Source organism: Streptomyces sp. NPDC050988 (assembly GCF_044456225.1).
Taxonomy (GTDB): domain Bacteria; phylum Actinomycetota; class Actinomycetes; order Streptomycetales; family Streptomycetaceae; genus Streptomyces.
The window spans coordinates 902032-928395 of record NZ_JBITFQ010000001.1 but is presented as its reverse complement, the minus strand read 5'-3'; the positions used below and the strand labels follow the sequence as shown (position 1 = coordinate 928395).

22 protein-coding genes are annotated in these 26364 nt (G+C 71.2%); 13 read left to right on the top strand and 9 right to left on the bottom strand.

The features are described 5' to 3' along the window. Positions 1-213: 213 nt before the first annotated feature. Positions 214-2556, bottom strand: a complete 2343-nt coding sequence (locus ACIBEI_RS04160) for an ATP-binding cassette domain-containing protein (RefSeq protein ID WP_398884801.1) — start codon at positions 2554-2556, stop codon at positions 214-216. A 10-nt stretch (positions 2557-2566) separates the two neighbouring features. Then, complete coding sequence (locus ACIBEI_RS04155; protein ID WP_398884799.1) at positions 2567-4198, bottom strand: ABC-F family ATP-binding cassette domain-containing protein; 1632 nt, start codon at positions 4196-4198, stop codon at positions 2567-2569. A 321-nt stretch (positions 4199-4519) separates the two neighbouring features. Here ACIBEI_RS04155 and ACIBEI_RS04150 point away from each other — a divergent pair, with 321 nt between their 5' ends. Both ACIBEI_RS04150 and ACIBEI_RS04145 read left to right on the top strand, forming a co-directional pair. After that, positions 4520-5188: a GPP34 family phosphoprotein gene (locus ACIBEI_RS04150; protein WP_398884797.1), complete on the top strand. Its 669-nt coding sequence runs from the start codon at positions 4520-4522 to the stop codon at positions 5186-5188. A 201-nt stretch (positions 5189-5389) separates the two neighbouring features. Then, the gene (locus tag ACIBEI_RS04145) at positions 5390-5995 is read left to right on the top strand and encodes an isocitrate lyase/phosphoenolpyruvate mutase family protein (RefSeq protein WP_398884795.1); all 606 of its coding nucleotides are present in this window, start codon (positions 5390-5392) and stop codon (positions 5993-5995) included. A gap of 15 nt (positions 5996-6010) precedes the next feature. On the opposite strand, the gene ACIBEI_RS04140 is transcribed toward ACIBEI_RS04145, so the two are convergent. Further along, the gene (locus ACIBEI_RS04140) at positions 6011-6427 is read right to left on the bottom strand and encodes an SsgA family sporulation/cell division regulator (RefSeq protein ID WP_189839578.1); all 417 of its coding nucleotides are present in this window, start codon (positions 6425-6427) and stop codon (positions 6011-6013) included. A gap of 315 nt (positions 6428-6742) precedes the next feature. Between ACIBEI_RS04140 and ACIBEI_RS04135 the strand changes: the two genes are divergently transcribed. The 3 genes from ACIBEI_RS04135 (at position 6743) to mmpA (ending at position 8954) form a co-directional block, all read left to right on the top strand. Beyond that, on the top strand, positions 6743-7855 hold the full coding sequence (locus ACIBEI_RS04135; protein WP_398884794.1) for a WD40/YVTN/BNR-like repeat-containing protein: 1113 nt from the start codon (positions 6743-6745) through the stop codon (positions 7853-7855). 79 nt (positions 7856-7934) lie between these two features. After that, positions 7935-8627: an endonuclease V gene (locus ACIBEI_RS04130; RefSeq protein WP_398884793.1), complete on the top strand. Its 693-nt coding sequence runs from the start codon at positions 7935-7937 to the stop codon at positions 8625-8627. 180 nt (positions 8628-8807) lie between these two features. Further along, the gene (gene mmpA / locus ACIBEI_RS04125) at positions 8808-8954 is read left to right on the top strand and encodes a morphogenic membrane protein MmpA (protein WP_169801948.1); all 147 of its coding nucleotides are present in this window, start codon (positions 8808-8810) and stop codon (positions 8952-8954) included. On the opposite strand, the gene ACIBEI_RS04120 is transcribed toward mmpA, so the two are convergent. Beyond that, positions 8935-9831: an adenosine kinase gene (locus ACIBEI_RS04120; protein WP_398884790.1), complete on the bottom strand. Its 897-nt coding sequence runs from the start codon at positions 9829-9831 to the stop codon at positions 8935-8937. The genes mmpA and ACIBEI_RS04120 overlap by 20 nt on opposite strands. Before the next feature lie 128 nt (positions 9832-9959). Beyond that, on the bottom strand, positions 9960-11150 hold the full coding sequence (locus tag ACIBEI_RS04115) for a saccharopine dehydrogenase family protein (protein ID WP_398884786.1): 1191 nt from the start codon (positions 11148-11150) through the stop codon (positions 9960-9962). 112 nt (positions 11151-11262) lie between these two features. Here ACIBEI_RS04115 and ACIBEI_RS04110 point away from each other — a divergent pair, with 112 nt between their 5' ends. The 7 genes from ACIBEI_RS04110 (at position 11263) to ACIBEI_RS04080 (ending at position 20605) form a co-directional block, all read left to right on the top strand. After that, a complete protein-coding gene (locus tag ACIBEI_RS04110) occupies positions 11263-11643 on the top strand; it encodes an MmcQ/YjbR family DNA-binding protein (RefSeq protein ID WP_398884785.1) in 381 nt (126 codons plus the stop codon). A 118-nt stretch (positions 11644-11761) separates the two neighbouring features. After that, the gene (locus tag ACIBEI_RS04105) at positions 11762-13027 is read left to right on the top strand and encodes a CaiB/BaiF CoA transferase family protein (protein WP_398884783.1); all 1266 of its coding nucleotides are present in this window, start codon (positions 11762-11764) and stop codon (positions 13025-13027) included. Continuing rightward, positions 13024-14166 carry an acyl-CoA dehydrogenase family protein gene (locus ACIBEI_RS04100; protein ID WP_398884781.1) on the top strand — a complete coding sequence of 381 codons (1143 nt, stop codon included), beginning with the start codon at positions 13024-13026 and terminating at the stop codon, positions 14164-14166. The genes ACIBEI_RS04105 and ACIBEI_RS04100 overlap by 4 nt, the downstream gene beginning before the upstream one ends. A 40-nt stretch (positions 14167-14206) precedes the next feature. Then, a complete protein-coding gene (locus ACIBEI_RS04095) occupies positions 14207-15421 on the top strand; it encodes an acetyl-CoA C-acetyltransferase (RefSeq protein WP_398884779.1) in 1215 nt (404 codons plus the stop codon). 51 nt (positions 15422-15472) lie between these two features. Continuing rightward, on the top strand, positions 15473-17668 hold the full coding sequence (locus ACIBEI_RS04090) for a 3-hydroxyacyl-CoA dehydrogenase NAD-binding domain-containing protein (protein ID WP_398884777.1): 2196 nt from the start codon (positions 15473-15475) through the stop codon (positions 17666-17668). 353 nt (positions 17669-18021) lie between these two features. Further along, complete coding sequence (locus tag ACIBEI_RS04085; protein ID WP_398884775.1) at positions 18022-19647, top strand: thiamine pyrophosphate-binding protein; 1626 nt, start codon at positions 18022-18024, stop codon at positions 19645-19647. 205 nt (positions 19648-19852) lie between these two features. Further along, the gene (locus ACIBEI_RS04080) at positions 19853-20605 is read left to right on the top strand and encodes an IclR family transcriptional regulator (protein ID WP_398884773.1); all 753 of its coding nucleotides are present in this window, start codon (positions 19853-19855) and stop codon (positions 20603-20605) included. 70 nt (positions 20606-20675) lie between these two features. On the opposite strand, the gene ACIBEI_RS04075 is transcribed toward ACIBEI_RS04080, so the two are convergent. The 3 genes from ACIBEI_RS04075 to ACIBEI_RS04065 all read right to left on the bottom strand — a co-directional run bounded on the left by ACIBEI_RS04075 (position 20676) and on the right by ACIBEI_RS04065 (position 24382). After that, positions 20676-22154 (bottom strand): sugar ABC transporter ATP-binding protein, encoded by a 1479-nt coding sequence (locus tag ACIBEI_RS04075; protein WP_398884771.1) that lies wholly within the window; start codon positions 22152-22154, stop codon positions 20676-20678. Position 22155: 1 nt separating this feature from the next. Then, positions 22156-23226, bottom strand: coding sequence for a sugar ABC transporter substrate-binding protein (locus ACIBEI_RS04070; protein ID WP_398884769.1), 1071 nt, complete (start codon positions 23224-23226; stop codon positions 22156-22158). An 88-nt stretch (positions 23227-23314) separates the two neighbouring features. Then, the gene (locus ACIBEI_RS04065; protein ID WP_398884767.1) at positions 23315-24382 is read right to left on the bottom strand and encodes an ABC transporter permease; all 1068 of its coding nucleotides are present in this window, start codon (positions 24380-24382) and stop codon (positions 23315-23317) included. A gap of 229 nt (positions 24383-24611) precedes the next feature. Between ACIBEI_RS04065 and ACIBEI_RS04060 the strand changes: the two genes are divergently transcribed. Then, on the top strand, positions 24612-25337 hold the full coding sequence (locus tag ACIBEI_RS04060) for an SDR family NAD(P)-dependent oxidoreductase (protein ID WP_398884765.1): 726 nt from the start codon (positions 24612-24614) through the stop codon (positions 25335-25337). Positions 25338-25376: 39 nt separating this feature from the next. Here ACIBEI_RS04060 and ACIBEI_RS04055 read toward each other — a convergent pair whose 3' ends face one another. Beyond that, complete coding sequence (locus ACIBEI_RS04055; RefSeq protein WP_398884764.1) at positions 25377-26087, bottom strand: MerR family transcriptional regulator; 711 nt, start codon at positions 26085-26087, stop codon at positions 25377-25379. Between the last annotated feature and the right edge of the window lie 277 nt (positions 26088-26364).

Genomic DNA, 26364 nt, shown 5'->3' with positions numbered 1-26364 from the left:
CTCCGTCTCGGCCGGGTGTGTCCCCGCACATCATGCAGCCCATGCCGGAGTCACAACAGCCCCCGGGGGTGCGGGGCTGGCGAGGGGATTGTGGCGGGTGTGTCCGTATCCGCGAGGCGCTCCGCGCCGAAGGGGCGCGGGGAACTGCGCGACCAGCCCCCACCGTCCCGCACCCTCCGTCACAACCTGGTGCCCCCTTGCCCCTGCGGAGCCCTACCCCACGAACCGCCGAAGGTGCTCCGCCGTGAACGACCCCTCCGCATCGAGCAGCTGCCCGGGCGTCCCCTCGAAGACGACCCGACCACCCTCCTTGCCGCCGTCGGGCCCCAGATCGATGACCCAGTCGGCGTGGGCGACCACGTCGAGGTTGTGCTCGACGACCAGCACCGTGTTGCCCGCGTCGACCAGCCGGTCGAGGAGGGCGAGCAGACCGTCGACGTCCGACATGTGCAGGCCGGTCGTCGGCTCGTCGAGGACGTACACCGCCCCCGTCCGGTGGAGCCGAGTCGCGAGTTTGATGCGCTGCCGTTCCCCGCCGGAGAGCGTGGACAGTGGCTGACCGAGCGTCAGATACGTGAGCCCCACGTCCCGTAGAGCCCGCAGACGGCGGCGTACGCCCGAGTCCTCGAAGAAGTCCAGAGCCTGATCGGCCGTCATCTCCAGTACGTCGACGATGGAGTTGCCGCCCACGGTCAGCCGCAGCACCTCGTCCTTGAAGCGCCGCCCCTCGCAGCCGGGGCAGGTCGTGGTCACCGGGTCCATGAACGCGAGGTCGGTGTAACTGACCCCGCGACCCTGGCAAGTCCCGCACGCGCCCTCGGAGTTGAAACTGAACAGGCCGGGCTCCACGCCCGTCTCCCGCGCGAAGATCTTCCGTACGGTGTCCATGACGCCGAGGTACGTCGCCGGAGTGGACCGCGCCGAGATGCCGATGGACGACTGATCGACGACCACGGCGTCCGGGTGCGCGGCCGTGAACTCCTTCGAGACGAGCGTGCTCTTCCCCGAGCCGGCGACACCGGTCACGGCCGTCAGCACTCCCGTGGGGAACTCGACCGTCACGTCCCGCAGGTTGTGCAGATCGGCGCCCTTCACCCAGAGCCCGCCGGTGGCCTTCCGCGTGCGCCGCTTCACCTCGGTGCGGCGGCGCAGACAGCGGCCCGTCGGGGTGTCGGCCGAGGCCAGCTCACCGGGCGTCCCCTCGAAGACGACCCGTCCCCCGCCCGCCCCCGCCCCCGGTCCCATGTCGACGATGTGGTCGGCGAGAGCGATGACGTCCGGGTCGTGCTCGACGACCAGCACGGTGTTTCCCTTGTCCCGCAGCCGCAGCAGCAGATCCCCGAGCCGTCCGACGTCACGCGGGTGCAGCCCCACGCTCGGCTCGTCGAAGATGTACGTCATCCCGGTCAGGCTCGACCCGAGGTGCCGCACCATCTTCAGCCGCTGCCCTTCCCCGCCGGACAGTGTCGAGGTCTCCCGGTCCAGGCTGAGATATCCGAGCCCGATCGCCTCGATACGCTCCAGGGAGGCGACGGCGGCGGCCGCGACCGGTGTGGCGACCGGGTCGTCGATGTCCTTCAGTACGGGGATCAGGTCGCTGATCTGCATCCGGGTGCAGTCGGCGATGGACAGGCCGGACCGCCCGGTCGGCCCCGTGCCGATCCGGGTGGCGAGTGCCGCCTCGTTCAGCCGCGCGCCCCGGCAGCCGGGGCAGAGCCCCTCCGTCATATAGCCCTGCACCTGGTCCCGCGTCTTCTGGCTGAGCGCGGACAGGTCCCGCTTGAGATACAGCCGCTCGAAACGGTCGGCGAGCCCTTCGTAGTCGGTGTTCCAGGTGCCGCCCGAACCGCTGATGGTGACCTTGCTGCCGGGCCGCCCGCGCAGCAGGAACTCCCGCTCGGCCGTGGTGAATTCACGTACAGGCTTGTGCGGATCCAGCTCGGTGGTGTTCGTGTACCCCTGCCCCTGCCAGGTCCCCGCGGCGAACGGCGGGAAGAGGATCGCGCCGTCCGCCAGGGACCGGTCCGGGTCCAGGATGCGGTCCCAGTCGGGCCGGACCGTGCGCCCGAGGCCGTCGCACTCGGGGCACATGCCCGACGGATCGTTGAACGAGTACGCGGTGGCCGGGCCCGCGCTCGGACTGCCGTGCCGCGAGAACAGCACCCGGATCACCGAGTACACGTCCGTCATCGTGCCCACCGTCGACCGGGAGTGGCCGCCGACCGGCTTCTGGTCGACGACGATCGCGGGCGAGAGGTCCTCGATGGCCTCCGCGTGCGGCCGCTCGTACTTCGGCAGCCGGTTGCGGACGAACCAGGTGAAGGTCTCGTTCAGCTGGCGCTGCGACTCGACCGCGATCGTGTCGAAGACGACCGACGACTTCCCCGACCCCGACACCCCGGTGAAGACCGTGAGCCGGCCCTTCGGGATGCGCAGGGTCACGTCCTGGAGGTTGTTCTCACGAGCCCCGAACACCCCGATGAACGAGTGCGTACCGGAAACGGGCTGGTCAGGGCCGGTGATGGGCTGATGTGTACCGGTGGTCAACTGGCTCATACCGCCGAAGCTAGCCCGGATACCCGACAGCTTCTGGCGTGATTTCCTTGAGTTCTCCTCCTTCCATCAGCAGCCAGCGGGTGATCCCGATCGACTCAAGGAACGGCACGTCGTGGCTGGCCACGATCAGCGCTCCCTCGTACGACTCCAGGGCCGTGGTGAGCTGCCGCACGCTCGCCATGTCGAGGTTGTTGGTCGGCTCGTCCAGCATCAGCACCTGCGGCGCGGGCTCGGCGAGCATGAGCGCGGCCAGCGCCGCCCGGAAGCGTTCGCCGCCGGAGAGCGTCGCCGCCCGCTGGTCGGCCCGCGCACCCCGGAACAGGAAGCGGGCCAGGCGTGCCCGGACCCGGTTGTTGGTGGCGCCGGGCGAGAACCGGGCCACGTTCTCGGCGACCGTCAGCTCGTCGTCGAGTACGTCGAGCCGCTGCGGCAGGAAACGCAGGGGCACATGTGCCCGTGCCTCTCCGGAGACCGGCTCCAGCTCCCCGGCGATCGTCCGCAGCAGAGTCGTCTTGCCCGACCCGTTGCGCCCGATCAGCGCGACCCGCTCCGGCCCGCGCAGATCGAAGCTGCCCACACTCGCGCCGTACGCCAACTCCAGGTCCAGGAGCGTGAGTACGTTCCGGCCCGGCGGCACGGCCGTGTACGGCAGGTCGACGCGGATCTCGTCGTCGTCCCGCACCGCGTCCACGGCGTCGTCGAGGCGCTCCTTCGCCTCGGCGAGTTTCTCCTCGTGCATGATCCGGTGCTTGCCCGCGGACTCCTGGGCAGCCCGTTTACGGGCACCCATGACGATCTTCGGCTCACGCTTCTGCTCGAACATCTTCTGCCCGTACTTCTTGCGTCGGGCCAACTTGACCTGCGCCTCGGCCAGTTCACGCTTCTGCTTCTTCAGATCGGACTCGGCGACGCGCACCATGCGCTCGGCCGCCTCCTGCTCGGTGGCGAGCGCCTCCTCGTACGCCGAGTAGTTGCCGCCGTACCACGTCACCTCTCCGGAACGCAGATCGGCGATCTGGTCGACCAGGTCCAGAAGTTCACGGTCGTGGCTGACCACGATCATGACTCCGGACCAGGCCTCGACGGCCGCGTACAGCCGTCGGCGCGCGTACAGGTCGAGGTTGTTGGTGGGCTCGTCGAGGAGGAGGACGTCGGGCCGGCGCAGCAGCAGCGCGGCCAGCCGCAGCAGGACCGACTCGCCGCCCGAGACCTCGCCGATGGTGCGGTCCAACTCGATGTGGCCGAGGCCGAGTTCGCCGAGGGTGGCGACGGCTCGCTCCTCCACGTCCCAGTCGTCGCCCACGATGTCGAAGTGCGCCTCGGACACGTCGCCCGCCTCGATGGCGTGCAGCGCGGCCCGCTTGCCGGCGATGTCCAGCGCCTCGTCGACCCGCAGACCGGTGTCCAGGGTGACGTTCTGCGGCAGGTAGCCGACCTCGCCCGCGACGCGCACGGTGCCGTCGGCCGGGGTCAGTTGCCCGGCGATCAGCTTCAACAGGGTTGATTTTCCTGATCCGTTGACGCCGACGAGCCCGGTCCTGCCGGGTCCGAAGGCCACCTGCAGATCGTCGAAGACGGAGGTGCCGTCCGGCCAGGCGAAGGAAAGGGAGGTGCAGGTGATGGAGGTGGGGAAGGTTGACATACGCGCCTCGCGGTACTTGATGCGGTCAGGGCAACGCGTATCGAGACACCGGGGCGGCGATGACGGCCGGGAGGACGGTCGGAAGTCCTCAGGGCATCCTGGGAGGAAAGGGGAAGGCCCTGTTCCGGAGGACGGCTCGAATGCCGAGGTCGCACGCTGCGCACACACGGACACGTGTGTGACGAGGTGTCTCAGGACCTCAGACGAGCAACGTCCTTCTCCAATCGGCGACAACAGAACCGTCATACACCGTAGGAGAGGCTCTCACGGCTGTCAACGAATTAACGTGAGCCCCCACCTCGACCGCACCAAGGAGACCCCGTGCCCACCGGTTCCCTCTCGTTGCCCGCCCGGCTCTACCTGCTGGCCTGGGACACCACGAAGCTGAAGGTCACCGACGCCGCACACCTCCCCCATCTCGTCCGGGCCGGTGCCCTCACCGAGCTTGCGCAGCGCGGGCTGCTCGCCGACGTGGACGGCATCGCCACGCCCACCGACCCCGACGCCCAGACCGGGGACCCCGTCCTCGACGGGCTCCTGGAACTCGTCGAGGAGTCCCGCCCGCACAGGTGGAAGACCTGGGTCGGCCTGCGGGCCCGCGTCACCCTGGACGCCGTACGGGCGCAGCTCGCCGCCGACGGGTATCTGCGCGCTGAGAAGACGAGGGTGCTGGGGGTGTTCCCGTCGGTGGAGTACGAGATCGACCGCGTCGCCGTCGTGGACGGGCTGCGCGCGGAGGCCCGGGAGGTACTCGAGGGGCCGGTGCCCGTCGAGGAGGTGCCCGAGCGGGACGCGGCTCTCGTCGCCCTCGCCGCCGGGGCAGAGCTGCGCACCCTGCTGTCGGGCAAGGAACAGCGGCAGTACAAGCAGCGGATCGAGGACCTGGTCGAACGCAGCGGGGCGACGACTCCCGCCGTGAAGCAGGCGGTCCAGGAGGTGCGTTCGGCGGTGGTCCTGGTGATGACGACGACAGGGGTGCCCGGGAGCTGAGGGGCAGGAGAGGCCTGTGCCGCCCGGGAGTTGAGGAGACGGGCGCCCTCGCCGTCGCGACCACCGGTGCGGGCCTGGCCTGGGAACTGGGCGCGGCGGACGGTGACCGTCTCGACCGGGACAGCGCGCTCGAAGCCGCGAGCGAAGCGAGATGGGGGTCCCCCGGACGGAGTCTGGGGGAGCATCGCGGCCGCCGTCCGGGTGCCGGTCAGCGCCGACATCGAGACCGGCTACGCAGAGGACGCCAAGCGTGTCGGCGACACGGTCCGCGCGGTACTGGCGGCCGGGGCCGTGGGCGTGAACATCAAGGACGCCCTGTGCGGGCCGGATCGGGCGCGCAGGGGTGGCGAGCCCCTTCGATCGGTCGTCGAGCAAGCCGAGCGGATCGCGGCCGCCCGGGAGGCCGTCGACTCGGCCGGGGTGCCGCTGTTCGTCAACGCCCGCATCGACACGTATCTCCGGGGAACCGGACACCTGGCCGCCACCCTGGAGCGCGCCGCCGCCTTCCTCGCCGCCGGGGCCGACGGAATCTTCGTGCTCGGTACCGTCGACCCGGCCACCGTCAAGGGCCTGGCCGAGGGCGTGGACGGTCCGCTCGACGTGATGGCCGGCCCCGGCGCCCCGTCCGTCGCCGAGCTGTCCTCACTCGGCGTCGCCCGGATCAGCGTCGGCTCGGGCATCGCGCAGGCCGCACACGCACTGGTCCGCCGTGCCGCGCGGGAGCTGCTGGACACGGGAACGTACGAGTCGCCGGCCGGCGGACTCGACCACGACGAGCTCAACACCCTGCTGGGGAAGGGGCGCTGACTTCTCCGGAAGGGGTCAGCAGGCGTCCCGCAGGAGTTCGGCCAGCTGCTGGTCCAGGTCCTGGTGCAGATGCTCCAGACCGAAGGGCACGACCTGGGTCGTACTCTCCAGGAAGCGCCGCAGTTCGCCCGTGCGGACGTGGACCACGGCGGTGCCCTCCGGGGCGTGGAACTCCAGGACGATGCGGTCGTACCCGTACGGCCGCACGCGGACGTCGCCGTGTCCCACCGGCTCCTCCAGGCCCGAGGCGAGCAGCTCGCGGGCGAAGGTCCAGATCACGTCCACACCTTCGAGCGTGGCCGGGGCCGGGAAGGACATGCGGACGGCGAAGGGGTCGTGGGGGTCGTAGCGGAGGGTTGCGGGAATGCTCGGCATCCGCGGAGCCGCGGCGACGAGACGGGCCTCTACGGGCTGCTCGATGACGGTGGACAACGCCTTGCTCCCTTGTGACGGCTGGACGAACGGCGGACGGATGAGCCGGGCACTTGTAGAGACGCTCGAAGCGGCCGATCCGTGCTCACCAAAGGGCATGAAATTCGAGTGACCTCCGTCACCGCCTTCAATCACGGAAGTGATCCAAGATTCCTGAAGTGACCGCCGATGCCTTCCGGGGCATCTGGACTCCACTGGGGGAGTGGGCTAGCTTCGCCCGCCATGAGGGGCTTGGGGAAGACGCGACGCACGAGACATACGAGATCCACAGGGCGCACGGGATTCACAGGGCGTACGGGATCCACGAGGCGGCTGGTGACCGCGGGGGTGTGCGGACTCGTGCTCGCCGCCACGCTCACGGCACCCGCGCAGGCACTCGGACCGGACCAGGGATCGGGCCAGGCGGCAGGCAACAGGGTGGGTGGCGGTTCGGGCGGCGGCTTCGGTGGCGGGAAGGCGCCGCGCTGGGAGTTGAAGGACAGTGGCACGGACGTCCGCTTCCGCGGGCTCTCCGCCGTCAGCCGCAACACCGCCTGGCTGGCCGGGTCCAAGGGAACCGTGCTGCGTACCGCCGACGGCGGCAAGAACTGGCGGAACGTATCGCCGCCGGGAGCCGCCGAGTTGGAGTTCCGCGACATCGAGGCCTTCGACGGCAGGCGTGCCGTGGTGCTGGCCATCGGCGAGGGCGAGGCGTCCCGGGTCTTCCGGACCGAGGACGGCGGGGCGACCTGGACCGAGTCGTTCCGCAACACCGACGCCAAGGCCTTCTACGACTGCATCACCTTCTTCGACAGCCGCCACGGCCTGGCCATGAGCGACCCGGTGGACGGGAAGTTCCGCATCCTGTCGACCCGCGACGGAGGCCGCTCCTGGAAGGTGCTGCCGAGTGCCGGCATGCCCGCGGCCCAGACGGGCGAGGCGGGCTTCGCGGCGAGTGGACAGTGCCTGGTGAGTTCGGGGTCGCGGGACGTGTGGCTGGCCACCGGCGGGTCGGCACGCGCGCGCGTGCTGCACTCCTCCGACCGGGGCCTGACCTGGACGGCCACCGACACCCCGATCCCGGCGGGCGACCCGGCGCGCGGCGTCTTCGCCGTCGCCTTCCGCGACCGGACGCACGGCATCGTGGTCGGCGGCGACTATCGAGCCGACCAGGCGTCCCCACAGGCGGCCGCGACCAGCCGCGACGGTGGCCGCACCTGGACGACGGCCGGCACACCGCCGCCCGCCTACCGCTCGGGCGTCACCTGGCTCCCGCACAGCCGGACCTCCGCCCTCGCGGTCGGCCCCACCGGCACCGACCTCACCACGGACGGCGGCCGCACCTGGCGCACCCTGGACACCGGCTCGTACGACACGGTGGACTGCACCCCCGACCGGGCCTGCTGGGCCTCCGGCGAGAAGGGCCGGGTGGCACGCCTGGAACGCTGACCGGGATCCCCCGGGAGAACGGGACCGGAACGGCTTCGGCAAGTGACCGTCGGCCGCGGGGTCGTACGCTCGTCACATCATGACGACGACCGTACGCATCCCCGCGGGCTGGCCCGCCACCGAGGACCAGGCCCGGGCCGTACAGGACGAGTTGCGGGGGCGGGTGGTCCTCGACGAGCCGGGGCCGCCGCCGGGGACCGGCCGGGTGACCGGGGTCGACGTGGCGTACGACGACGAGCGCGATGTCGTCGTGGCCGCGGCCGTCGTGCTCGACGCGTCGACCCTCGACGTGGTCGCCGAGTCCACGGCCGTGGGACAGGTGCCGTTCCCGTACGTCCCCGGGCTGCTGGCCTTCCGGGAGATCCCGGCCGTCCTGGCCGCCCTCGAAGCCCTGCCGTGCGCACCGGGCCTGGTCGTCTGCGACGGCTACGGTCTCGCCCACCCCCGCCGCTTCGGCCTGGCCAGCCACCTCGGCGTCCTCACCGGCCTTCCGACGGTCGGCGTCGCCAAGAACCCGTTCACCTTCACGTACGAGGAGCCGGGCGCCCCGCGCGGTTCGGCCTCCCCGCTGCTCGCGGGCGAGGAGGAGGTCGGCCGGGCACTGCGCACCCAGACGGGCGTCAAGCCGGTGTTCGTCTCCGTCGGCCACCGGGTGACCCTGGACACCGCCTGCGCCCACATCCTCCACCTCGCGCAGCGCTTCCGCCAGCCGGAGACGACCAGGCTCGCGGACGCCCTGTGCCGACGGGAGTTGAAGGCGACGGCCCCCTGAGACGGCCCCCTGAGACGGCCCCCTGAGACGGCCCCCTGAGACGGCCCCCTGAGACGGTTCCCTGAGCACGAGTACTCGGCACCGGCCTCCGAGTACCGGTTCTGAGTACCCGTTCTGAGTACCGGTTCTGAGTATCTGTACGGATGCCGGGCCCCCGCCATGATCGGCAGGCTGTGACGCATGACGACACACCGTGCCCCGAAGCCCGCCACCAGCCCCACCCAGCCCGTCGAGCGGGCCGTGATGGCCGGACTGCTCCTCGCCGTCCTCGCCGGAGTCGCCTGGATAGCCGGGATGATCTACACGGTCATGGGGTGGCCGCTCTGAGCAGTTCCTCGCGGCCGATGACGTCGGCCCGCGTGGCCGGCACCGTGCAGGCGTAGGCCCCGGCGATCGCGCCGAAGAGCCCGCAGCGCTCGGGCGGTTCGCCGCTCAGCCGACCGAACAGATAGCCCGCCGCGAAGGCGTCCCCGGCCCCGTTCGAGTCCACGACCGGCGCGCTCGGCGTGACGGCCGGGATACGGGTCAGCTCACCGTCCAGCAACTGGTACGCGCCCTCGGCCCCGGCGGTGGCGACGACCACCTCGGCCCGGCCCCGCTCGGCGATCCGCCGCATGGTCCGCTCCGGGTCCGCCAACTCGGCCGCCGACAGGAACACGACGTCGGCCTCGTACGCGAACGCCTCGTGATACGCCTGCGCGCCGTCCCAGTTGTGCAGATCGGTCGAGATGCTCACCCCCGCCTCGCGCAGCAGCGGGAGGGCGTACGCGCAGGGGTGCGTGATGGAGACATGCGCGTGCCGGCTCGTCTCGGCGAGGGCCCGTACGGTCTCCGGGGGCAGCCGGTCCTCCTCCCGCGCGCGCGTGCTGTCGTACAGCGACAGCCGCCGCCCGTCCGGCCCGACGAGGTTCACCGCGCGCTTGGTACCGGCCGGCTGCGGAACCTCGGTCAGCGCGACACCCCGGTCGCGGTGCCATTCCCGCACCAGATCCCCCGCGTGATCCTCACCGACCATGTCGAGATGGTGCGTCCGCAACCCGAGCGCATGCACCCCGAGCGCCACGAAGTCCCCGGTCTGCCCGGCCCGCGTCTCGATCGCGGGCACCATGTGGCTGTCGGCGAGGGGCAACGGCAACGAGGACACGTACACGATGGTGTCGACCCCGGCACCGCCAAGGACGAGTACATCGATCGAGCGGCTCAAGTGCCCTCCTGTGATGGTCGGGGTCCAGTGCAACGCCCCGTCTTTTAGGGGCGCGGGGAACTGCGCGACAAGCCACGACGCGCCCGCAGCAGTCATCCGGCGCTGCCCGCGGGGCGCCTCGCGGAGCGTTACCGCGTGGCAGCAACCCGAAAACTGATCCCAGCCCCCCGCAACCGCTCAATCAGCGATTCCCCCATGGCAACAGCGGTCGTCACCTGCCCAGACACCGAGGGAAGCTCGTCGAACGCAAGACACAACGCGGACTCGGCCAACATCTTCGCGGTGTCCCCGTACCCGGGATCCCCACCGGAGACCTCGGTGAACACCCGCCGCCCACCCCCCTCACCGACGAACCGCACGGAGAACCAACTCTCCGCCCGCTTCTCCTCGCTGGGCCCGTCGCCGGGCTTGAGCCGGTCCGACAGCCACCGCCGCACCGGCGGCACCTGAGCCGCCGCGATGACCGCCCCGGCCCCCGCCGCCCCGCCCAACGCGAACGGCAGCGTCTCGACGGCCGCGTAGTGCCGGTAACGGAAGTCGGGCCCGTACCGCTCCAGCGCCCGCGCGGACCGCTGCACGATCTGCGCGTCGATAGTGGGCAGGGGCAACGCCCACGCCCCGACCTCCTTGGCGTACCGCGGAGCGCTCGGCGGCGCGTACGCCCGCCGTCCCACCAGCCGGGGCTCGTGCCGCTTGCGGTCCCGCGCCGCGGCGAGCATGTGCCGCCCGCGCGACATCTGGTTGAGGGCGGAGGCGAAGGTGCCGCCCGAGAACATGCCCCCGGCGCGTACGAACCCGTCCACGGTCAGCGGCACCCCTTCGGGCAGCTGACGCACGGTGAAGTAGGCGCCCAGGTCGTGCGGGATCGAGTCGAAGCCGGCGGCGTGCACCAGCCGTGCGCCGGTCTCACGCGCGCGTGCATCGTGCCGCACGTACATGAGGTCGACGAACTCGGCCTCTCCGCAGAGGTCCAGGTAGTCGGTGCCGGCCTCCGCGCAGGCGGCGACCAGGTCCTCGCCGTACGTGAGGTAGGGCCCGACGGTCGTGGCCACCACGCGCGCGTGCTCCGCGAGTTCCCGCACGGACGCCGGATCGGCGACATCGGCCCGCAGCAGCGGCAGCTTCGCGCAGGCCGGATCGATCGCTGCCAGGCGCTCCCGCAGCCGTTCCAGCTTCGCGGTGTCGCGCGCCGCGATCGCCCACCGCAGCCCTTTCGGAGCGTGCGCGGCGAGGTACTCCGCCGTGAGAACTCCGACGAACCCCGTGGCTCCGAAGAGCACGATGTCGTACGCGCGCTCCGTCCTGTCCTGCCTGCTCATGGCACCTCTCAGCCGTCCAGCCCGCGCCGTTGTCGGTGGCTGAGGCTAGCGTGAGGTACGAGGAGCCGAACCAGGACCCCGTGCGAGGGGCCGAAAAGGACCGGAGGCGGCCGTGGCCCCGACGAAGACAGCCCTGAAGAAGTGGGAGAAAGTACGCGAGTTCGCCCTCGGACTGCCGGGCGCGGTCGAGGAGTTCCCCTGGAGCGAGAGCGTCGCGAAGGTCAACAAGAAGGTGTTCGTCTTCCTGGGTGTGGCCGACGGCAGCTATCCGCTGGGCGTCACCGTGAAGCTCAGGGACGAGGTGGCGCACGCCCATGCGCTGTCCTCACCGGGCGCGGAGCCCGCGGGATACGGCCTGGGCAAGGCGGGCTGGGTGAGGGTCCCGCTGGAGGAGAAGGGCGCCCCGGCCGCGGAGCTGCTGTGCGACTGGGTCGAGGAGAGCTACCGCACCATCGCCCCGAAGAGGTTCATAGCTGAGCTGGACGCGCGCTGAAGCTCCTGGTTGGCTTCCAGAATCTACTAAGCGCTTGCTCGCCAGGGCTTGTGCGGAGTGGAACACGTTCTTAACATCACTGATGTTACATCAGGTGTGTCACAGTGCTGGGGGCTTGATGGCAGCGGCAGGAGCGGCGGGGCACGGCCCGCTCGCCGGGGTGCGCGTGGTTGAGCTGGCGGGCATCGGGCCCGGCCCGTTCGCCGCCATGCTCCTGGCCGACCTGGGCGCGGACGTCGTCCGCGTGGACCGGCCGAACGGCGGGGGACTCGCGATCAAGCCCGCCTACGACATCACCAACCGCAACAAGCGCTCGGTGGTCGTCGACCTGAAGGCACCCGACGGCGCGGACCGGGTCCTCGACCTGGCCGACCGCGCCGACATCCTCATCGAGGGCTACCGCCCGGGCGTCGCCGAGCGCCTTGGGGTCGGCCCCGAGGCCTGCCACGCCCGCAACCCGAAGCTCGTCTACGGACGCATGACCGGCTGGGGCCAGGAGGGCCCGCTCGCCCCGCGCGCGGGCCACGACATCGCGTACATCGCGGTGACCGGCGCCCTCGGCATGATCGGCGCGCCGGGCGAGCCCCCGGCCGTCCCCGCGAACCTCGTCGGGGACTACGCGGGCGGCTCGCTCTACCTCGTCGTCGGCGTCCTCGCCGCCCTCCACCACGCCCGCGCGACCGGTGCGGGCCAGGTCGTGGACGCGGCGATCGTGGACGGCACGGCCCACCTCGCCTCGATGATCCACGGCATGATGGCCGCCGGCGGCTGGCAGGACCGGCGGGGCGCCAACCTCCTCGACGGCGGCTGCCCGTACTACGGGACGTACGAGACGGCCGACGGCCAGTACATGGCGGTGGGCGCGCTGGAGGGCCAGTTCTACGAGGAGTTCGTGCGGCTGCTCGGCCTGGGGGAGTACGCCTCGGCGCGCAAGGACGTGTCCCGCTGGGGCGACCTCCGCGAGGCGGTCGCGGCCCGCTTCAAGACGCGTACGAGGGACGAGTGGACCGCGGTCTTCGAGGGCTCCGACGCCTGTGTGGCGCCGGTGCTGTCGCTGCGCGAGGCCCCGCACCATCCGCATCTCGCCGCCCGGGGCACCTTCACCGACCACAGCGGCATCACCCAGCCCGTGCCCGCACCACGCTTCTCCACCACCCCCACGGCCGTCCGCAGCGGGCCCGCGATGCCGGGCACCGACACCGCGGACGTGGCCCGCGACTGGGACGTACCGGACCTCCTGAAGGGCAGCGCCGGGCCGGAGGGCAGCGCCGAGTTGGATGGCAGCGGTGAGCCGGTGGGCAGCGGTGAGTTGGTGGGCGACAGCGAACCGAAGAGCAACCGCGAACCGAAGAGCAACCGCGAACCGAAGGGCAGCACCCAATGAAGCGGCAGATCTTCGCGCCCGAGCACGACGCCTTCCGCGAGACCGTCCGGACCTTCCTCGCCAAAGAGGTGCTGCCGCACTACGAGCAGTGGGAGAAGGACGGCATCGTCTCGCGGGACGCCTGGCTGGCCGCCGGAAAGCAGGGCTTGCTCGGACTCGCCGTCCCGGAGGAGTACGGAGGCGGGGGCAACGCCGACTTCCGCTACAGCGCCGTGCTCGCCGAGGAGTTCACCCGCGCGGGGGCCGCCGGGCTCGCGCTAGGGCTGCACAACGACATCATCGGGCCGTATCTGACGGGCCTCGCCACCGAGGAGCAGAAGAGGCGCTGGCTGCCCGGTTTCTGCGACGGCTCACTGATCACCGCCATCGCCATGACCGAGCCCGGCGCGGGATCGGACCTCCAGGGCATCAAGACGCGCGCCGAGGACCGGGGCGACCACTGGCTGCTCAACGGCTCCAAGACCTTCATCTCGAACGGGATCCTGGCCGACCTGGTGATCGTCGTGGCGAGGACGACCCCCGAGGGAGGCGCCAAGGGCCTCTCCCTGCTCGTCGTCGAGCGCGGCATGGACGGTTTCGAGCGCGGCCGCAACCTCGACAAGATCGGGCAGAAGGCCCAGGACACCGCCGAGTTGTTCTTCCACGACGTACGCGTCCCCAAGGAGAACCTGCTGGGCGAGCTCAACGGCGCCTTCGTGCACTTGATGACGAACCTCGCGCAGGAGCGGCTGAACATCGCCGTCGCCGGGATCGCCGCCGCCGAGTACCTGCTGGAGATCACCACGGAGTACGTCAAGGAGCGCGAGGCCTTCGGGCGGCCGCTGTCCCGCCTCCAGCACATCCGCTTCGAGATAGCCGAGATGGCCACCGAGTGCGCCGTCACCAGGACGTTCGTCGACCGTTGCACAGCCGACCACACGGACGGCGAACTCGACGCGGTGCACGCCTCGATGGCCAAGTGGTGGGCCACCGAACTGCAGAAACGCGTCGCGGACCGCTGTCTCCAACTGCACGGAGGCTACGGCTACATGACGGAGTACCGCGTCGCCAGGGCCTTCACCGACGACCGCATCCAGACCATCTACGGCGGGACGACCGAGATCATGAAGGAGATCATCGGCCGCTCCCTGCTCGGCTGACCCTCCCGGCCCTCGCGGGCTCTCCTCGAAAGGCTCACGCGTGACCACCGAAGCGTACGTGTACGACGCGATCCGCACCCCGCGCGGCCGCGGCAAGGCGAACGGCGCCCTGCACGGCACCAAGCCCGTCGACCTGGTCGTCGGGCTCATCCACGAGATCAGGGCCCGCTTCCCGGGGCTCGACCCGGCCGCCATCGACGACATCGTGCTCGGCGTCGTCGGACCCGTCGGCGACCAGGGCTCCGACATCGCCCGGATCTCCGCCATCGCCGCCGGACTGCCCGACACGGTGGCCGGCGTCCAGGAGAACCGCTTCTGTGCGTCGGGCCTGGAAGCCGTCAACCTCGCCGCGATGAAGGTCCGTTCGGGCTGGGAGGACCTGGTCCTCGCGGGCGGCGTCGAGTCGATGTCCCGGGTGCCGATGGCCTCCGACGGCGGCGCCTGGTTCGCCGACCCGATGACCAACATCGCCACCAACTTCGTACCGCAGGGCATCGGCGCCGACCTCATCGCCACCATCGAGGGCTTCTCGCGCCGCGACGTCGACGAGTACGCGGCCCTGTCCCAGGAGCGCGCCGCCGCGGCCTGGAAGGACGGCCGTTTCGAGAAGTCCGTCGTCCCCGTGAAGGACCGCAACGGACTCGTCGTCCTCGACCACGACGAGCACATGCGCCCGGGAACGACCGCCGACTCGCTCGCCAAGCTCAAGGCGTCGTTCGCGGATATCGGCGACCTGGGCGGCTTCGACGCCGTCGCGCTGCAGAAGTACCACTGGGTGGAGAAGATCGACCACGTCCACCACGCCGGCAACTCCTCCGGCATCGTGGACGGCGCCTCGCTGGTCGCCGTCGGCTCGAAGGAGGTCGGCGAGCGGTACGGCATCACCCCGCGCGCGCGGATCGTCTCCGCGGCCGTCTCCGGCTCCGAGCCGACCATCATGCTCACCGGGCCCGCGCCCGCCACCCGCAAGGCACTCGCCAAGGCCGGGCTGACCATCGACGACATCGACCTCGTCGAGATCAACGAGGCCTTCGCCGCGGTCGTCCTGCGCTTCGTGAAGGACATGGGCCTGTCCCTGGACAAGGTCAACGTCAACGGCGGCGCGATCGCCCTCGGCCACCCGCTCGGCGCCACCGGCGCGATGATCCTGGGCACGCTCGTCGACGAACTGGAGCGCCAGGACAAGCGGTTCGGCCTCGCCACGCTCTGCGTCGGCGGCGGCATGGGCATCGCCACCATCGTCGAGCGCATCTGACTCCCCAGTGGACCAACGGACTTCCAACGGACTTCTACGGAGAACCCCCTCATGACCGAGAGCACCACCATCCGCTGGGAACAGGACGAGACCGGCGTCGTCACCCTGGTCCTCGACGATCCCGCCCAGTCCGCGAACACCATGAACCAGGCGTTCCGCGACTCGCTCACCGTGATCGCCGACCGTCTGGAGGCGGCGGTCCAGGCCGACCCCGACTCCATCCGCGGCATCGTCTTCACCTCCGCCAAGAAGACCTTCTTCGCGGGCGGTGACCTGCGCGACCTCATCCGCGTCACCCCCGAGACCGCCCAGCAGCTCCTCGACGGAGGCCTCGCCATCAAGCGCGACCTGCGCCGCATCGAGACGCTCGGCAAGCCCGTCGTGGCCGCCATGAACGGCGCGGCCCTGGGCGGCGGCTTCGAGATCGCGCTGGCCTGCCACCACCGCGTCGCCCTCGACGCGCCCGGGTCCAAGATCGGCTGCCCCGAGGTCACGCTCGGCCTGCTGCCCGGTGGCGGCGGCGTCGTCAGGACCGTACGCCTCCTGGGCATCGCCGACGCGCTCCTGAAAGTGCTCCTCCAGGGCACCCAGTACAGCCCGCAGCGCGCCCTGGAGAACGGCCTCGTCCATGAAGTGGCGGCCACCCGCGAGGAGATGCTCGCCAAGGCCCGCGCCTTCATCGACGCCAACCCCGAGTCGAGCCAGCCCTGGGACAAGCCCGGCTACCGCATCCCGGGCGGCACCCCGTCCAACCCGAAGTTCGCGGCCAACCTGCCCGCCTTCCCGGCCAACCTGCGCAAGCAGACGAACGGCGCGCCCTACCCGGCCCCGCGCAACATCCTCGCGGCCGCCGTCGAGGGCTCGCAGGTCGACTTCGAGACCGCGCAGGTCATCGAGGCGCGCTACTTCGTGGAGCTGGCCGCGGGCCAGACCTCCAAGAACATGATCCAGGCCTTCTTCTTCGACCTCCAGGCCGTCAACTCCGGAGCCAACCGGCCGGGGGGCATCGAACCGCGCCCGGTCCGCAAGGTCGCCGTCCTGGGCGCCGGGATGATGGGCGCGGGCATCGCGTACTCCTGCGCCCGCGCGGGCATCGACGTCGTCCTGAAGGACGTGTCGGCCGAGGCGGCGGCGAAGGGCAAGGGCTACTCCGAGAAGCTCTGCGCCAAGGCCGTCTCCCGGGGCCGTACGACCCAGGAGAAAGCGGACGCGCTCCTGGCCCGCATCACGCCGACCGCCGACCCTCAGGACCTGGCAGGCTGCGACGCCGTCATCGAGGCCGTCTTCGAGGACTCCGCGCTCAAGCACAAGGTGTTCCAGGAGATCCAGCACATCGTCGAACCGGACGCGCTGCTCTGCTCCAACACCTCGACCCTGCCGATCACCGCGCTCGCCGAAGGCGTCGAGCGACAGGTCGACTTCGTCGGACTGCACTTCTTCTCGCCCGTCGACAAGATGCCGCTCGTCGAGATCATCAAGGGCGAACGCACCGGCGACGAGGCACTCGCCCGCGCCTTCGACCTCGTACGGCAGATCAGGAAGACCCCGATCGTCGTCAACGACTCGCGGGGCTTCTTCACCTCCCGCGTCATCGGGCACTTCATCAACGAGGGCGTGGCGATGGTCGGCGAGGGCATCGAGCCCGCCTCCGTCGAGCAGGCCGCCGCCCAGGCCGGCTACCCCGCCAAGGTCCTCTCCTTGATGGACGAGCTGACCCTCACTCTCCCGCGCAAGATCCGCGCCGAGTCGAAGCGGGCCGTCGAGGAGGCGGGCGGCACGTGGACGGCGCACCCCGCCGACTCGGTCATCGACCGCATGGTCGACGAGTTCGGCCGCCCCGGGCGCAGCGGTGGCGCGGGCTTCTACGAGTACGGGGAGGACGGCAGGCGGGCCGGGCTGTGGCCCGGGCTGCGCGAGCACTTCACGCGCGCGGGCGCCGCCGAGGCCGAGATTCCCTTCCGGGACATGCAGGAGCGCATGCTGTTCTCCGAGGCGCTGGACACCGTCCGGCTCCTGGAGGAGGGAGTCCTGACATCCGTCGCGGACGCCAACATCGGTTCCATCTTCGGGATCGGGTTTCCTGGCTGGACGGGTGGCGTTCTGCAGTACATCAACGGGTACGAGGGCGGGCTGCCGGGCTTCGTGGCACGCGCGCGTGAGCTCGCCGAGCGGTACGGGGAGAGGTTCGCGCCTCCGGCGCTGCTGGTGGAGAAGGCGGAGAAGGGGGAGCGGTTCGGGGACGTGTGAGGGGTTGGCGCCGGGGCTTTTTCCGCCCCCGCCGCCCCTACCCATTCCCGTCCCTCTGGGGCTCCGCCCCAGACCCCGTGGGGTGCGTTTTTTGGGTGCGGGCCGGTGGGGGCTTGTCGCGCAGTTCCCCGCGCCCCTAAAGACCTTAGGGGCGCGGGGAACTGCGCAATCTTTTGGGGGTTCGGGGGCGAAGCCCCTGAGTAGTGACGGGAATGGGTAGGGGCGGCGGGGGCGAAAAAATCCCGCCCATTAGCCCGCCGTACCGCTGAGCGACACGCCCCCCTTGCCCCCAACCCCCGCGCCCCCGACGCTGACCGGCGAACCCAGGTCCCCCTCCCCACGAGGAGCCAACGATGGGCCGCCGCCCCGCCCACGCCCTGCTCGACATCCTGCGAGGCGAGGGCGTGGACCGAGTCTTCGGCAACCCCGGCACCACCGAACTGCCGTTCCTGGCAGCCCTCGCGGACATCGAAGACGCACCCGAATACATCCTCGGCGTCCACGAGGGCGCGGTCGTCTCCATGGCCGACGGATACGCCCGCGCCACCGGCCGCCCCGCCTTCGTCAGCCTCCACATCGCGGCGGGCCTCGCCAACGGACTCATCGGCCTGCTCAACGCCCGCCGCTCGCGGACCCCGCTTGTGGTCATGGCCGGCCAGCAGGACCGCCGCCACCTCCAGCAGGACCCCATGCTCTCCGGGGACCTCGTCGCCCTCGCCGCGCCCGCCGTGAAGGCGACCTACGACATCCAGCACGCCCACGACCTCCCGCTCGCGCTGCGCCGCGCCTTCGCACTCGCCGTACGGCCGCCCGCCGGGCCCGTGTTCCTGTCCGTGCCCATGGATCTGCTGGCCGAGGACACGGAGGTCGACGTCCCGGCCCGTACGCCGCCGCTCAGGCCCACCCCTGCCGGTGGCCTCGACCGGGCCGCCGTCCTGCTCGGCGCCGCCGCCCGGCCTGTGATCGTCGCCGGGGACGGAGTGGGCCGCGAGGACGCGCTGGCCGCGCTCGTCCGGACCGCCGAGACCTGCGGCGCACCCGTGTACCACCAGCCGATGGCGGACCACCTCGACTTCCCGACCACCCACCCCCTGTACGCCGGGATGCTGCCGCCGCGCCACGACGCCATCCGCGCCGCGCTCGCCCCGTACGACACCGTGCTGATCGCCGGGGCGCACGCGTTCACACCGCACCACTACAGCCCCGGTCCCGCACTGCCGCCCGGCATCACCGTCGTACAGCTCGACTCCGACCCGGACGAGATCGGCCGCAACTTCCCGGCCGACCACGGGGTTGTGGGCGCGCTCCGTCCCTCCCTGGACCGGCTCGCCGAGCTGCTGCACGAGCGGGTTGCCGAGCGCACGGCGAAGATCCGGGTGCTGCGTGCCTGTGACCGGCACACGGTCGAGCGGGAACGTGCGGAGGCCGCCGCCCGGGCCGCCTACTCGCCCGCGCCCCTCGCCCCGTGGGCCGCCGCCCACGCCGTCGCCCGCGGGCTGCCACCGGGTGCCGCCGTCGTCGAAGAGGCCATCACCGTGGGCCTGTTACTGCGTCGGCTCGTGCACCTCGACCGGCCCGGCAGCTACACGCACACCGTCGGCGGCGGGCTCGGCTGGGGCATCGGCGCCGCGGTCGGCCGGGCCCTCGCCGAGCCGGGACGCCCGGTGGTCGCGGTCCTGGGCGACGGTTGCGCGCTCTTCGGCCTCCAGGGCCTGTGGAGCGCGGCGCGGTACGCGGCTCCCGTGCTGTTCGTGGTGATGAGCAACGGCGCGTACCGCACTCTCCAGAACACCTACGAGGCGATGGGCGGCAACGGCCCCTGCCCCGGCACCGAGTTGGGGCAACTCGACTTCACACAGGCCGCCCGCTTCTTCGGCATCGACGCTGTGCGCGCGGAGAGCGCGGATCACTTACGTGAACTGGTGGGCGGTGCGGGTGAGTTGGCGCGGCCGATGCTGGTCGATGTGCCGCTTCGGTGAGAGTGAGAGTGAGGGTGAGAGGGAGGTGCGGCGGGTCGGCGAGGCGGCTCGGCGTGGCGCTTCGGCAGAGCGAGGGCGGGTCGACGCGGCGGCCCAGGGGCGACGTACGACTTCACCGGACTTCGTCGTACGAGTTCACCGGCGGCCGGTGACTCACAGGGCCCCGCACCTTGTCACCCGCCTGCCGGGGCCGGACCATCGGTCCATGACGGACAGTCAGGTGCCTCGAGTACCTCAGGTGCCGAAGTCGGTGCTCGCCCGCGGGGCGGCGCTGCTGCGCGCCTGCGGTGAGTCCGAGGGCGCGCAGAGCCTGGCCGAACTCGCGCTGCGCACGGGGCTGCCCAAACCGACCGCGCACCGGCTGCTTGGCGAGCTGGTCCGGCTGGGGCTCGTGGAGCGCGGAGCCGACGGCCGCTACGGCATCGGGCTCGCCCTCTTCGTACTCGGTCAGTCGGCACCGTCCGCACGCGAACTGCGGGACATCGCCCTGCCGTTCCTCGGTGACCTGTACGCGGCGACCGGCGAGAACGTGCACCTGGCCGTGCCCGACGGCCCCGACACCCTCTTCCTGGCGAAGCTCACCGGCCGCCGTGCCACGCCGATCGTCTCGCGCACGGGCGGCCGCCTGCCGGCCCACTGCACCGCCACGGGGAAGGTCTTCCTGGCCCACGACCCCCGGCCGCCGTACGTCTCCCTGCCCAGGCTCACCCCGCGCACGCTCGTGCTGCCCGGCCAGCTCGCCCGTGACCTGGCACGGACCCGCGCCCGCGGCTTCGGCGTCAACCTGGAGGAGGCCGAGATCGGCATCTCCGCCGTCGCGGCTCCGGTCTACGCCCGCGAACGCCGCCCGGTCGCCGCCATCTCCGTGACGGGCGGGACCCGGCGCCTCGACATGGAACGCATCGGCGCGCGGGTGTGCGCGGCGGCGAGAGCGTTGACGCGGGCGCTGTCGGCGTGAGCGGTGCACGGGCGGGGCTCTGACGACCAACACCCGACGCCGATTGATGGCGACTCCCGCCGCGGACCGGTCACTGCTCGGTCCTCCCGCCCGCCTGCATCGACACCGCCAGCTCGTGCTCGGTCAGTCGGGCGCCGCTCAACTCCTCCACGGTCCGGCCTCGTACGAAGATCAGCACCCGGTCGCAGACCTCCGTCAGCTCGGCCAGGTCGGTCGAGGCGATGAGCACGGCGGCACCGCCGGCCGCCAACTCGCCTACGATGCGGTGCATTTCGGACCGTACGCCGACGTCGACGCCACGCGTGGGGTCGTCCAGGACGACGATGCGGGGCTCGGTGGCCAGCCACTTGGCGAAGACGACCTTTTGCTGGTTGCCGCCTGAGAGGCGGGCCACGACGTCGTGCGGGTCGCCGCGCAGGCGCAGACGCTCCGTCAAGTCACCGGTGCGCCGGACCAGTTCGGCGCGCGAGGGCATGAAACCGCCCCGCCCCAGCGCCAGCCAGCTCACCGCCGTGGTGTTCTCCCACACCGTGCGGTCGGTCATCAGCCCGTACCGTTTGCGGTCGCTCGGTACGAAGGCCACGCCCGCCCGGACCGCGTCCCGCAGGGACCTTGGCAGTCCCCGGCCACCGATGTCGACCCGGCCGACGGAGACGGTCGTACGCCCGCACACCACCCCCAACGCGTCTAGATGGCCCGCCCCTTGGAGCCCCGCCACACCCACGACCTCTCCCGCGCGCACGGTGAAGGTCACGTCCGCGAGGCGCCCTGGGACACACACCCCGGAGAGCACGACCGGCGGCGGCCCGTCGGCCACGGCACGCGTCCGCCGCACCGGCTGCTGTGGTGCCCCGCCCAGCATCGCCGTCACGAGATCCGGCACGCCGACGTCCTCCCCGCGTACACCGGCCAGCGTGACCCGTCCGTCGCGCAGCACCGTCACGCGCTGCGCGAGGCGCATCACCTCCTCCAGGAAGTGGGTGACGTAAAGGATCGCGATGCCGCGCCCGGTGAGCGTCCGCAGGACCTGTTCGAGGCGGTCCACGGCGGCGGCAGGCAGTGCGGACGTCGGCTCGTCGAGCACCAGGACGCGCGGCCGGCGCAGCAGCGCCCGTGCGATCTCCGTCAACTGCTGGTCGGCGAGCGGCAGTTCACCCAGCAGCGTGCTGGGCTTGACGGCGAGTCCCAACTCGGCCAGTACGGGGCGCGCGGCGCGGTCCATCGCACTCCGGTCGAGCAGCCCGAAGCGCCGCGGTGGACGGTGGGGGAAGAGGTTCTCCCGTACCGAAAGATCGGGGAAGAGGCTCAACTCCTGGGAGACGACGGCGATTCCACCCGACCGTGCCTCCTGCGCGAGCCGCACCGTCCCGTCGTCCGGCCGCAGCGTGCCCGACAGGATCCGCACGAGCGTCGACTTGCCCGCCCCGTTCTCACCGACCAGCGCATGCACCTCCCCACCCCGCAGCCGGATGTCCGCTCCGTCCAGGGCCCTGACCCCGCCGTACGACTTGACCAGGCCCTGCGCGGCCAGCATGTCGCCGTACGTCATCTCAGCGCGCGTCCTTCAACGGCTTGAGCTGCGCCTTCTGGTCACCGAGCAGCTTGTCGATCACGGGCTTGTACCAGTCGTATGCCGCCTTCGCGGACTTCTGCCGCGTGATGATCTCGTCGATGTTGGAGGAGTCGACGACCCCGCCGGGGGAGAGGAACCAGCCGTCGGGCAGCTTGCCGTCGTTGTCGCGCACCGACTCGATCAGCATCGCCGTCGAGAGGTAGCCCTTGAGGAAGTGCTGCGGGTCGATGGTGACGAAGTTCGAGCCGTCCTCGACCGCGTCGAGGGTCTTCGGGTCGACGTCGAAGCCCGCCGTCAGCCACTTGCCGTTCTTCTCCTTCTTGATCTTCGCGAGGTTGTAGCTGTCGGCGTCACCTACCCCGAGGAAGGCGAGGGCCTTCGGGTGCGCGCCCACCTGCGACGACCAGGAGCTGTGGTTCTGCCCGGGATCGCTGTACGTCTGGAAGGGGCCGAGCACCTTCACGCCCGGGGCCTCCTTCCTGAACGTGTCGGCGATGCCCTTGGCCCGGTTGTCGAGCACCGGCGTCCCGGGGTTGGGCACCCCGACGACGATCTCCCCCTTCGGGTCGTCGCCGAGCCGTTTCAAGGCCTCCTTGGCCATCAACTCGCCCAGCGCGTAGTTGTCGTTGCCCACGTAGAAGGTCACCTTGCTGCCATCGGTGGGGGAGGTGTCCAGGGCCACGATCGGGATGCCCTGGTCGACGGCGCGCGCGGCGGGCCGGGTGAAGATCGGCGGGTCGAGGTTCTCCAGGACGATGCCGTCCTTGGCGCGGGCCGTGAGGTTCTGGAAGAGCTGCACCTCGGCGGGGCCGTCGGTGTTGGGCGGGCCGACGGCCTTGAAGTTCACGTCCCCCGCGTGGTCCGCGGCGCTCTCGGCGCCCAGCACCATCTCGTGGGCGAAGTTCAGGCTGATGTTGGCCACCGCGATGCCCATGTCGAGCCTGCCGCCGCCCGAGCCGCCGGGGCCGTCGTCGTTGCCGCAGCCGGTGGCGGAGAGGAGGACCAGCGCGCCGAGCGCGGCGGACAGCGTACGCAATCGGGAGTGCATGACGGCCTCCAAAGCGGCTCTGAACAGAACGCTGAACACTCGGAACGCTGAACACTTGGAACTCTGAACACGTCGAACTCTGAACACTTCAATGCCGGCGACGCCCGCCGCGGCGCAGCGCGCTGTCCGCCGCGACCGCGACGAGGATCACCCCGCCGGTCGCGAACGACGTCCAGTTGATGGGGACTTCGAAGAACACGAGCCCGGAGGCGACGACGGACAGGATCATCGCGCCGGCCACCGCCCCGACCACCGAGCCACGGCCGCCCGCGAGCGGAGTGCCGCCGATGATGCACGCGGCGATGGCCTGCAACTCGTAGCCCTGGCCGAGCGTGGGATCGCCGGCCCCGTAGTACGCGAGCGCGAGGACCGCCGCGCACGCCGTGGTGAGACCGGACAGCGCGAGGGCCTGAACACGGGTACGGACGACCGGGATACCGCTGAACGCGGCGGCGTCGGGATTGGATCCGATCGCCCGCACCCGAGCCCCGAACCGGGTGCGGGCGAGCAGCACCGCGAGAACGACCACGACCGCGAGCAACACCCAGAGCGCGAAGGGCACTCCGGCCGCGTCACCGCCCGCGAGCGTGAAGAACGAGTCGTCCAGCGGCAGATCGGTGATCTGCTTCCCGTCGGCGAGCGCCAGCCCGACACCACGGAACAGCATCAGCGTGCCGAGCGTCACGATGAACGACGGCAGCGCGAGCAGCGTCGTGACCAGTGCGTTGAAGACCCCGAGCACGATCCCGGTGACCAGCACCGCAGGCACTGCCAGCCAGGGCGCGACGCCGTCCCGGATGAGCAGGGCGCCGACGACCAGGCACATCGCGTAGCTGCCGCCCACCGACAGGTCGACTTCGCGCATGGCGAGCGCGAAGACCATGCCGCACGCCATCAGCGAGATGTAGACGGAGTTGTGCGCCGTGGAGAGCAGGTTGTCACTGTCGAGGAAGTCCGGGTAGGGGATGCCGATGCCGGCGACGAGCAGTGCGAGGACGACCAGGACGCCGAGTTCGTCGGGCAGCCGTCGTCGCCAGTTCCCGAGGCGGCCCGCCGGCAGCCGGCCACGACCGGGCGACAGCCTGAACCACCGTCCGCCGCCGCCCTGTTCGCGGGCGCGCTCGGCGTCGTCCACGGCACGGTCGGTCTCGGTCATCGGACACGGCTCCCGAACGCCGGCGGTTGGGGGTCGCCCCGCAGCGTCGGGCCGCCCGGCGCGCGCGGCAACACGGCCGTTCCAGCGAATGGAACAGCGTCCGACGGGGACCGCAGCGAGGCGAGGAGGCGTGGGCCGAAGGGAGCCGCCGCCGGACCCGGCCACCGCGCGTTCCGAAGACCGGAAACGCCCCCTTGCCCGCCGCCTGACGGGTCATCACACTCACCGCATGGAGACGCGGACCGCGCTGGTGACCGGAGCGGCACAGGGCCTCGGGCAGGAGTTCGCCGTCGCACTCGCCGGACGAGGCTACCGAGTCGCCGGACTCGACCTCGTCCCGCAGCCCCGGACGGCCGAACGCATCCTGGACTACGTGGAGTTGATCGCCGACGTCACCGACGAGGCACAGGTCCACGCGGCACTTGAGCGAGTGCTGGAACAGTTCGGCACTCTGCACGTCCTGGTCAACAATGCGGGCGTGTACCCGGAGTCGCCCTTCGAGGACATCACGCCGGAGGAGTGGCGGCGCGTGATGCGCGTCAACCTGGAGGCGCCGTTCCTGATGACCCAGGCCGTCCTGCCATACCTGAAGGCGGCGGGCTGGGGGCGCATCGTGAACATCGCCTCCGCCGCCGTCCTCACCGCACCGCCCACGATGGTGGCGTACACCGCCTCGAAGGCAGGCCTGATCGGCTTCACCCGGGCACTCGCCTCGGCGCTGGGCCCGTACGACATCACGGTCAACGCGATCGCGCCGAGCATGGTCCGCACCGCGACCGCCGAGCGCACGGTCGGCGCGGGCGGCGGCTTCGAGCACGTCCGCGCCCAACAGGCCGTCCCCAGAACCCAGGAGCCGTCCGACCTGGTCTCCACGCTGCTGTACGTCGTCGACGAGGGCAGCGGATTCCTGACGGGCCAGACGCTCAACGTGGCAGGCGGATCGGCGTACTTGTGAGGGCTGGAGGCGCAGGTGTGAGGGACCGGGGACGGCGGCTCAGGACTCCTCGGTGAGCCACTCCCGCAGCTCCTCCTTCAAGGACCGCTGAAAGGTCGTCAACAACGCCTGCACCACGAGCGGTTGCATGTGTGCGGACAGGTCCTTCACCGCCTCGACGGACTCACGCTCGGACACCTCGTCCCGGAACAGCAGGGACAGCTCGTGGGCCGCGGCGCGCGTGTGCTTCAGCAGGACCGTGCGCGCGGCGAGGATCGTCTCGTGCGCGATCGGTACGTCGAGCAGCTGGACGCCGAGCCGCAACAGTCCGAGGTCCACGAGGTACGTGCCCGGCGCGGAGGCGGCCTCCCTGACGACGCTCATCGCGACGAGCCGGTCCAGGTCCTCCGTGCTCAGCGGCCGCCCCGCCCGGCGCTCCAGCTCCGCGCGGCTCACCTCCTCCGCCGAGTCCGGCGCCCAGGAGGCCACCACGGCCCTGTGGATGGCCAGGTCGTGGGCGCTGAGCCCCTCCGGCAGCTGCTGCAGATAGCGCTCGATCGCGGCCAGCGTCATCCCCTGGTGCTGCAACTCCTCGATGAGCGCGAGCCGGGACAGATGCTCCTGGTTGTAGTGCCCCACTCGGCGAGGCCCGATCACGGGCGGCGGCAGCAGCCCCCGCGTGCCGTAGAAGCGCACGGTCCGCACCGTGACCCCCGCCCGCGCGGCCAGCTCGTCGACCGTGAGCGTCGGCTCCTCGATGTCCGTCGCCATGACCGCTCCTTCGGGTGCCACATCTGCCTCACGGGTGCGGTGCAACAGTATTGCTGTCTCACCTGAGTTGTGAAAGCTTCCACGGCCGGCCGACGGCCCTCAACGCCGAGACCGATTGTCAGTGGCGGTCCGTACGGTTGGCGTCATGTCGGAGATCACATACGCCCGGGGCGACGCCACGACCCCGCTGGGGAAGGGCATCAAGCTGGTCGCCCACGTTGGCGGGCGGGTGGGTCCGCTCAGGGGAGACGGGCCCCGAAAGGGGCGCGGGGAACTG

Bases quoted from the DNA above. Each gene is read 5' to 3' on its own strand.
- ACIBEI_RS04105 (WP_398884783.1), top strand. From the start codon at position 11,762: ATGGCAGCGGCAGGAGCGGCGGGGCACGGCCCGCTCGCCGGGGTGCGC.
- ACIBEI_RS04130 (WP_398884793.1), top strand. From the start codon at position 7,935: ATGACGACGACCGTACGCATCCCCGCGGGCTGGCCCGCCACCGAGGAC.
- ACIBEI_RS04065 (WP_398884767.1), bottom strand. From the start codon at position 24,382: ATGACCGAGACCGACCGTGCCGTGGACGACGCCGAGCGCGCCCGCGAA.
- ACIBEI_RS04085 (WP_398884775.1), top strand. From the start codon at position 18,022: ATGGGCCGCCGCCCCGCCCACGCCCTGCTCGACATCCTGCGAGGCGAG.
- ACIBEI_RS04075 (WP_398884771.1), bottom strand. From the start codon at position 22,154: ATGACGTACGGCGACATGCTGGCCGCGCAGGGCCTGGTCAAGTCGTAC.
- ACIBEI_RS04080 (WP_398884773.1), top strand. From the start codon at position 19,853: ATGACGGACAGTCAGGTGCCTCGAGTACCTCAGGTGCCGAAGTCGGTG.
- ACIBEI_RS04115 (WP_398884786.1), bottom strand. From the start codon at position 11,150: ATGAGCAGGCAGGACAGGACGGAGCGCGCGTACGACATCGTGCTCTTC.
- mmpA (WP_169801948.1), top strand. From the start codon at position 8,808: ATGACGACACACCGTGCCCCGAAGCCCGCCACCAGCCCCACCCAGCCC.
- ACIBEI_RS04060 (WP_398884765.1), top strand. From the start codon at position 24,612: ATGGAGACGCGGACCGCGCTGGTGACCGGAGCGGCACAGGGCCTCGGG.
- ACIBEI_RS04070 (WP_398884769.1), bottom strand. From the start codon at position 23,226: ATGCACTCCCGATTGCGTACGCTGTCCGCCGCGCTCGGCGCGCTGGTC.
- ACIBEI_RS04100 (WP_398884781.1), top strand. From the start codon at position 13,024: ATGAAGCGGCAGATCTTCGCGCCCGAGCACGACGCCTTCCGCGAGACC.
- ACIBEI_RS04090 (WP_398884777.1), top strand. From the start codon at position 15,473: ATGACCGAGAGCACCACCATCCGCTGGGAACAGGACGAGACCGGCGTC.
- ACIBEI_RS04155 (WP_398884799.1), bottom strand. From the start codon at position 4,198: ATGTCAACCTTCCCCACCTCCATCACCTGCACCTCCCTTTCCTTCGCC.
- ACIBEI_RS04160 (WP_398884801.1), bottom strand. From the start codon at position 2,556: ATGAGCCAGTTGACCACCGGTACACATCAGCCCATCACCGGCCCTGAC.
- ACIBEI_RS04055 (WP_398884764.1), bottom strand. From the start codon at position 26,087: ATGGCGACGGACATCGAGGAGCCGACGCTCACGGTCGACGAGCTGGCC.